Source organism: Bacillus sp. NH11B (genome assembly GCF_001884205.1).
Classification (GTDB): domain Bacteria; phylum Bacillota; class Bacilli; order Bacillales; family Bacillaceae_G; genus Bacillus_A; species Bacillus_A proteolyticus.
The window spans coordinates 46,758-53,110 of the sequence record NZ_MAOG01000068.1 but is presented as its reverse complement, the minus strand read 5'-3'; the positions used below and the strand labels follow the sequence as shown (position 1 = coordinate 53,110).

The window sequence follows — 6,353 nt, the reverse complement described above, 5'->3', positions numbered from 1 at the left end:
AATAGATAAAAGTGAAAGCGCCCTGCTGTGCAGGGCGCTTTTTTATGTTGTGTGTCTGGGACGGGGATACCCAAGTGGTGTTCAGCTAAATATATTGACCTATCAACAAATTAGTACGTGAAGAGAGGGCCATATACCCAAGATCTAAATCATATCGACCTTATCCACAGACTTAACACGTTCCCAAATATACCTCATCCCAATAAAAGAACCATACCCAATTAAAGCACCTAGCATATTCAATATGATGTCATCAATATCGAAAATACCACTAAAAGTAAGAAGTTGTAACGATTCGATTAATAAAATAAACTTAATAAAAATTTTGGATGCCATTTTTACATTGTTTATTTGTTTAAATAATAAAGGTAGAAGGAATCCGAATGGGATGAATATGATGACGTTTCCAAATGTATTCATAAGTACGATGTCTATATTATAAGGATCTAGTAGATGTGTTAGATCGAATCCATTTAAATAGCGGATTGTACTTTTGAGCGGAACTAAGTTTATTAATCCGCCGTGTATAAAGTGCCAGTCGCCTGTTTCAAAGAAGTACTTCAGACTATCAAAGTAAACGGCTGGCCTCCCGAGCAACAGTTTAAATAATAAAACAAAAGAATACGGTAAAAATAATCCCCAGCCAATCCACTGTGCATATTTTTGCGTGGAAGATTGCATCGCTTTTTCAATTTCAGTTCCTAAAGTAGAGGCCTCTCCAAAACTTTGAATAGCTAATGTAGTAGCTTCTTCTTCAGATTTTCCTTGATCGAGAAATTCTTGCTTTAAGCTTGTAAGATGATCATAAATTTCGAAGTATAGTTCGTCTCTCTCAGATTGCGATAGGTTTGTTTTTTGAACAATACTCTTTATGTATTCTTCAATCGTCATTAATTTAAAGCTCCTTTCTGGCAAGTTTTAATAAGAGCTGTAACTGAATCCCACGCTGTTAGTTTTTCTTCTAAAATTTTCTTTCCGTTCGTAGTAATGCGATAAAATTTTCGTTTCATACCAGTTTCAGATTCACCCCAGTAGGAATTTATTAAATCCTTTTGTTCCAAACGTTTGAGTGCTGGATAGAGTGTACCTTGGCTCATTGTGTATAGATCATTGCTGTTTTCTTTTAGCCTTTGAATAATTTCATATCCGTACGTATCGTGCTGTGTAATGATGGAGAGAAGTAAAATATCAATACTTCCTTTTAATACCTCTTTATCCATTTTATGGTTCACCACCTTATGGTGAGATTGTAACACGACATATGTCGTGTTACAAGGTATGTGTGTAGGATGATACCCCATCTAGTATTGATTAAAATATATCGGCGATTTTTCAAATATATCGACGTTTCGACAAGGAATATCGACTTATCAACAAATTACGACATCGCGGAGAGGGGAATATACCCCTCAACATTCAAATGGGAGAGAAGCACTTATATATAAGGCGATCAACAAGAAGTAATTGAGGCTAAGATACTGACAAACCCAGCAAAGAATCCACAGACTAGAAAAAATAAAGTTTCTCATATAAAAAGGGCAATCTTTGGCTTTTTCTTATAATGCGAGTACAATGTAAAATAGCAAGAAAAGACGAAAAGTATTTACAGGATTATTGCGTACGTGTAGCGTAAATGGCAGTAAGGAACTGAGAGGAGGTTTTTTCTCTGAATATAAATAAAGAAACAATCATCCACCTTTATCATACAAACGATATACATAGTCATTTTGAAAATTGGCCGCAAATTTCTCGGTTTGTACAAGGGGAGAAAAAGCGAAGACAGGAAGCAGGAGAGACTGTTTTAACTGTGGATATTGGCGATCATGTGGATCGTTTTCATAGTATTTCGGAGGCGACAAATGGACTTGGGAATACAAAATTATTAAATGAGGCGTTATATGATTATGTAACGATCGGAAATAATGAAGGAATTACATTGGCGAAAGAGCATTTGAATCGTCTATATGATGATGCTGGTTTTGAGGTGCTTGTAGCGAATTTATTTGAACAAGAGGGTGTACGTCCGGCGTGGGCGAAGCCTTATAAATTACATACAACGACAGATGGGATTACGATTGCCTTTATTGGATTAACGGTAGCTTATCCAGAGTTTTATCATATGTTAGATTGGCATATTGAAGATCCAATCATCCATTTAGAGTCGATTTTAGAAGAAGTTAAGGATACAGCTCATATTACTGTTGTGCTTTCTCATCTTGGAAAAAGTATGGATGAGTATATGGCGGAGCATTATGATATAGATGTTATTTTAGGGGCACATACGCATCATTTATTTGAGCGCGGTGTTCTTATGAATAATACTTTACTTTGTTGTTGTGAAAAGTGGGGCCGTTACGTTGGGCATGTGCAGCTTACTGTGGATAAAGAGACGAAGAGACTGTTGAAAAAGCACGGTAGAGCGATTAAGACAGAGCGGTTAGGTGCTTATAGCGAGCCGTTATCCACAATTGAAATGCTAAAGGAAGAAAGTAAACAGATAATGGCTGAGCCTGTTGTTCATTTAAAAGACTCATTGCCGGTTGATTGGTTTAAGGAGACGACGTTTTCTCATATGTTGGCAAGTGCGCTTAAAGAGTGGTGTAATGCAGATATTGGAATGGTGAACGCTGGTGTACTACTTGAGGGATTAAATGAAGGTGTTGTGACGCGCGGAGATATTCACAGAATTTGTCCACACCCAATTAATCCGTGTGCGTTGAAAGTGCCGGGAAAGATATTAAGAGAAGTGATTTTGAAAGCACGCCGCCCAAATATGGAGAATCTTGAGGTGAAAGGATTCGGATTTCGTGGAAAAGTAATGGGGAAAATGATTTACGATGGTTTAGAAGTGATTCCAGATACGATTCCAGGGAATAAGATTTTACTGGAAGATGTATTGATTAACGGCGAATCGCTGGAATTAGACCGGATATATACGGTAGGAACGATTGATATGTTTACATTTGGATACTTATACCCAGAGCTATCCACACTTTCTAACAAACAATATTATATGCCAGAACTACTTAGAGATGTACTAACAGACATGTTGATAACTTATACATCTTCCATCAAACTATAGGCTAGTTAACTTGTAACACTCATTTTTCTCTTGTCATACAGATAAGAAAGAGAGGAGTGTGAACTATGGTTAATGTAGAGCCAATTATAATTGATAACTATACGTTCATTGCTGTTAGCGTAAAACTTCCGAAGACAAATTTGCTAGCTGTAATGAGCGATAAAGGATATATTATGTGCGGTGCTTTAGATGTAGGTCTTCTAAATGAGAAGTTAGGTGATCGAGGAATTATTGCTGGCCGTGCGGTTGGTGTAAGAACGATTGAACAACTTCTTGAAGCACCTCTGGAATCAGTAACAATTGAAGCCGAAGCTTTAGGCATTCCGGTAGGCACAATCGGAAAAGATGCACTATTAAAAATGAGATAAGCATATATCGTCCCTCTTTCTTGCATAGAAATAATATAAGAAGGAGGGTTTTCTTATGAGCATATTTCGTTCGAAAAATTCGCGGTTTCGAAGGGGACCGATTTCCTTTCGGTATATACTGCTTATTTCGTTTATCATTTTTATCGTAATGGTAGTTCAAGGACTATGGATTGTAAATAAAAGTCTTCAACCAACGTTAATTAAGTATGGGGAAACAGAGACGCATAAAATGGCGACAGCAGTTATGACGAAAGCGGTAAAAGACCGAATTAATGAAGGGTTTGATGTAGATTCATTAATGAAAGTACAAACGGATAGGAACGGGAAAGTATCTACAATTGATTTAAATACAAAACAAGTAAATGAAATATTAACATCGACGACTGCATACATAGAGAAATATTTACAACAAGTAGAAAAAGGGGATACGAAAGCACTTGGTATTTTTGAAGAGAATGGGGTATCTATGTCAGTTCCTTTTGGACGCATAACCGATAATGCGCTTCTTGGTAATATAGGACCAGATATTCCGATTAATTTTACACCAATTGGTCATGTGAACACGGATATTAAACAGCTAGTTGAGCCGCAAGGAATTAATAATACAGCGATTAAAATTATTATGGAAGTGGAAGTGACGTTACAAGTTATGATTCCGTTACGCACGAAGGAAATTACGGTGAAGCAAAACATTCCGATTGCGACGCGCATTGTTCAAGGTGAAGTGCCTACTTATTACGGAAGCGGGGGCGTTGTTGTACCAGATAAAAAGAAAACGGATAGTTAGCCATAAATAAAAAATAACCGTAGCGATTTGCTACGGTTATCGTTTTGTATTCGCTCGTTCTTTTCGCTCCCAAAGACTTAAATGCATGTATGGATCGAAAGCCCATTCTGTGTAGCCATTGTCTTTATACATGCCGAAATGTAAGTGGGGCGGGAATTTTCCAGCTGTGCCAGGAGGACCGTAACCGGTACTACCGACAAATCCGATTACTTTTCCTGGCTCAACAATTTGTCCGAGCTGTATTTCTTTAGAGAACCCGCCTAAATGAGCGTAATAGTGATAATTATTATGAAGGTCACGAATACCAATGCGCCATCCGCCAAGACGATTCCAGCCTTTTGTTTCAATGACGCCATAGCAAGTTGATCTTACGGGTACGCCATATCCAGCAAAAATGTCGGTTCCTTCATGAATACGTCTCCCGCCAAAACTTCTTCCAGCTCCAAAAGTACTACGGTAGCTATTGTCACTGCGGATTGGGAGAGGGAAAGCATTTCCTTCTAAATTAATACGTCCATAATGCTTATAAATTCGGGCGTATTCTGTAATTAATTCAACTGTTTTTGCACGTCTATAATATTCCCAAAGCATAATGTTAATATGGTCTTCTGACGTTCCTTGTTTCTTTAAAATAGTTGCTGCGGTATGCAGAAGATCACGGTCGTTATTTGCATTTGCAAATCCATCTTTGTCACCATCTAAACCCATTCCGCCAAATAGAGAAATCGTATGGGGGAGAGTATCGTTACTATTAACAGGTCCAGCCCATATTTCAGGTTTGAAATAAAGGGAAATGATGGCATCTGGTTTTTTCGGAATATCCTTTCTTACGCTCCGTATGTTTCTTTCGTATTGATCCATTGCAGCTAAGTAATACCACGGAATGCCTGAAGATTGCTCAGTTTCTTTATATAGTGCCATGCGCTTTTCATATATGCTTTGCTGATTATCTTCACCGTAAGCGATGTTTTGGTGGAGAAGAAAGCAAATCGAAAGCAAAAGAGAAATTTTTCGAAGCATGAAATAGACTCCTTTCACAACATCACTCTTTTTAGTGTGGGATATACGGAGTATTTCATTATAGGGAACGATTGGAAAAAATCTTAGAATCTTCATTTGAGCAAATCGCTTTCATACGTTAGAATAGATATGTTACATTGAAAGAAGCGAACACGGTAAACTATTTCATATTGTGCGGAGTTGATAACCATGACAAAACAAACAGAGTATAAGCGCAAGCCCGAATGGTTGAAAATTAAGTTAAACACGAATGAAAACTATACAGGCTTAAAGAAAATGATGCGTTCTAAGAATCTTCATACCGTTTGTGAAGAAGCGAAATGTCCGAATATTCATGAATGCTGGGCTGTAAGGAAAACAGCAACATTTATGATTTTAGGTGCGGTTTGTACACGTGCCTGTCGTTTTTGTGCGGTTAAAACAGGCTTGCCAACTGAGCTTGATTTACAAGAGCCAGAACGCGTAGCAGATTCAGTAGTACAAATGGGCTTAAAGCACGTTGTTATAACAGCGGTTGCGCGTGATGATTTAAAGGACGGCGGAGCAGCTGTTTTTGCTGAAACAGTACGCGCTGTTCGTCGCAAAAATCCATTTACGTCAATCGAAGTATTACCATCTGATATGGGTGGGGTAGAAGAAAACTTAAAAATGTTAATGGATGCAAAACCAGATATTTTGAACCATAACATTGAAACAGTACGTCGATTATCTAACCGAGTTCGCGCTAGAGCAAAATATGACCGTTCATTAGAGTTTTTACGTCGAGCAAAAGAAATGCAACCTGATATTCCAACTAAATCGAGCATTATGGTGGGCTTAGGTGAAACAAGAGAAGATTTAATTGAAGCAATGGATGACTTACGTGCAAACAATGTGGATATTTTAACTCTTGGACAATACCTACAACCATCTAAGAAGCATTTACCAGTTCTTAAATATTACCCACCAGCAGAATTTGCAGAGCTAAAAGAAATTGCACTTAGCAAAGGATTTAGCCACTGTGAGGCTGGCCCACTTGTGCGTTCTTCTTACCATGCGGACGAGCAAGTACGTTCTGCAAAAGAAAAAACAGCAGAAGCGAAATAATGAAAAAAGA

7 protein-coding genes are annotated in these 6,353 nt (G+C 37.9%); 4 read left to right on the top strand and 3 right to left on the bottom strand.

Going from position 1 to position 6,353, the window contains the following annotated elements; all coding sequences use genetic code 11:
- Window positions 1-144: 144 nt before the first annotated feature.
- Together BAU27_RS11305 and BAU27_RS11300 are read right to left on the bottom strand one after the other, a co-directional pair.
- The gene (locus BAU27_RS11305; RefSeq protein WP_071770922.1) at window positions 145-891 is read right to left on the bottom strand and encodes a VanZ family protein; all 747 of its coding nucleotides are present in this window, start codon (window positions 889-891) and stop codon (window positions 145-147) included.
- A complete protein-coding gene (locus BAU27_RS11300) occupies window positions 891-1,220 on the bottom strand; it encodes a PadR family transcriptional regulator (protein ID WP_071770921.1) in 330 nt (109 codons plus the stop codon). Before BAU27_RS11300 ends, BAU27_RS11305 begins: the two co-directional genes overlap by 1 nt.
- 446 nt (window positions 1,221-1,666) lie before the next feature.
- On the opposite strand from BAU27_RS11300, the gene BAU27_RS11295 reads away from it, so the two are divergent.
- The 3 genes from BAU27_RS11295 (at window position 1,667) to yunB (ending at window position 4,237) form a co-directional block, all read left to right on the top strand.
- The gene (locus BAU27_RS11295; protein WP_368087153.1) at window positions 1,667-3,082 is read left to right on the top strand and encodes a bifunctional metallophosphatase/5'-nucleotidase; all 1,416 of its coding nucleotides are present in this window, start codon (window positions 1,667-1,669) and stop codon (window positions 3,080-3,082) included.
- A gap of 65 nt (window positions 3,083-3,147) precedes the next feature.
- A complete protein-coding gene (locus BAU27_RS11290) occupies window positions 3,148-3,450 on the top strand; it encodes a YunC family protein (protein WP_002112658.1) in 303 nt (100 codons plus the stop codon).
- 55 nt (window positions 3,451-3,505) lie between these two features.
- Complete coding sequence (yunB, locus tag BAU27_RS11285) at window positions 3,506-4,237, top strand: sporulation protein YunB (protein WP_071748191.1); 732 nt, start codon at window positions 3,506-3,508, stop codon at window positions 4,235-4,237.
- Window positions 4,238-4,273: 36 nt separating this feature from the next.
- Here yunB and BAU27_RS11280 read toward each other — a convergent pair whose 3' ends face one another.
- Window positions 4,274-5,257 carry a M23 family metallopeptidase gene (locus BAU27_RS11280; protein WP_071748192.1) on the bottom strand — a complete coding sequence of 328 codons (984 nt, stop codon included), beginning with the start codon at window positions 5,255-5,257 and terminating at the stop codon, window positions 4,274-4,276.
- Between the two features lie 189 nt (window positions 5,258-5,446).
- Between BAU27_RS11280 and lipA the strand changes: the two genes are divergently transcribed.
- Window positions 5,447-6,343: a lipoyl synthase gene (gene lipA, locus BAU27_RS11275; RefSeq protein ID WP_000166375.1), complete on the top strand. Its 897-nt coding sequence runs from the start codon at window positions 5,447-5,449 to the stop codon at window positions 6,341-6,343.
- The last annotated feature ends 10 nt before the right edge of the window (window positions 6,344-6,353 follow it).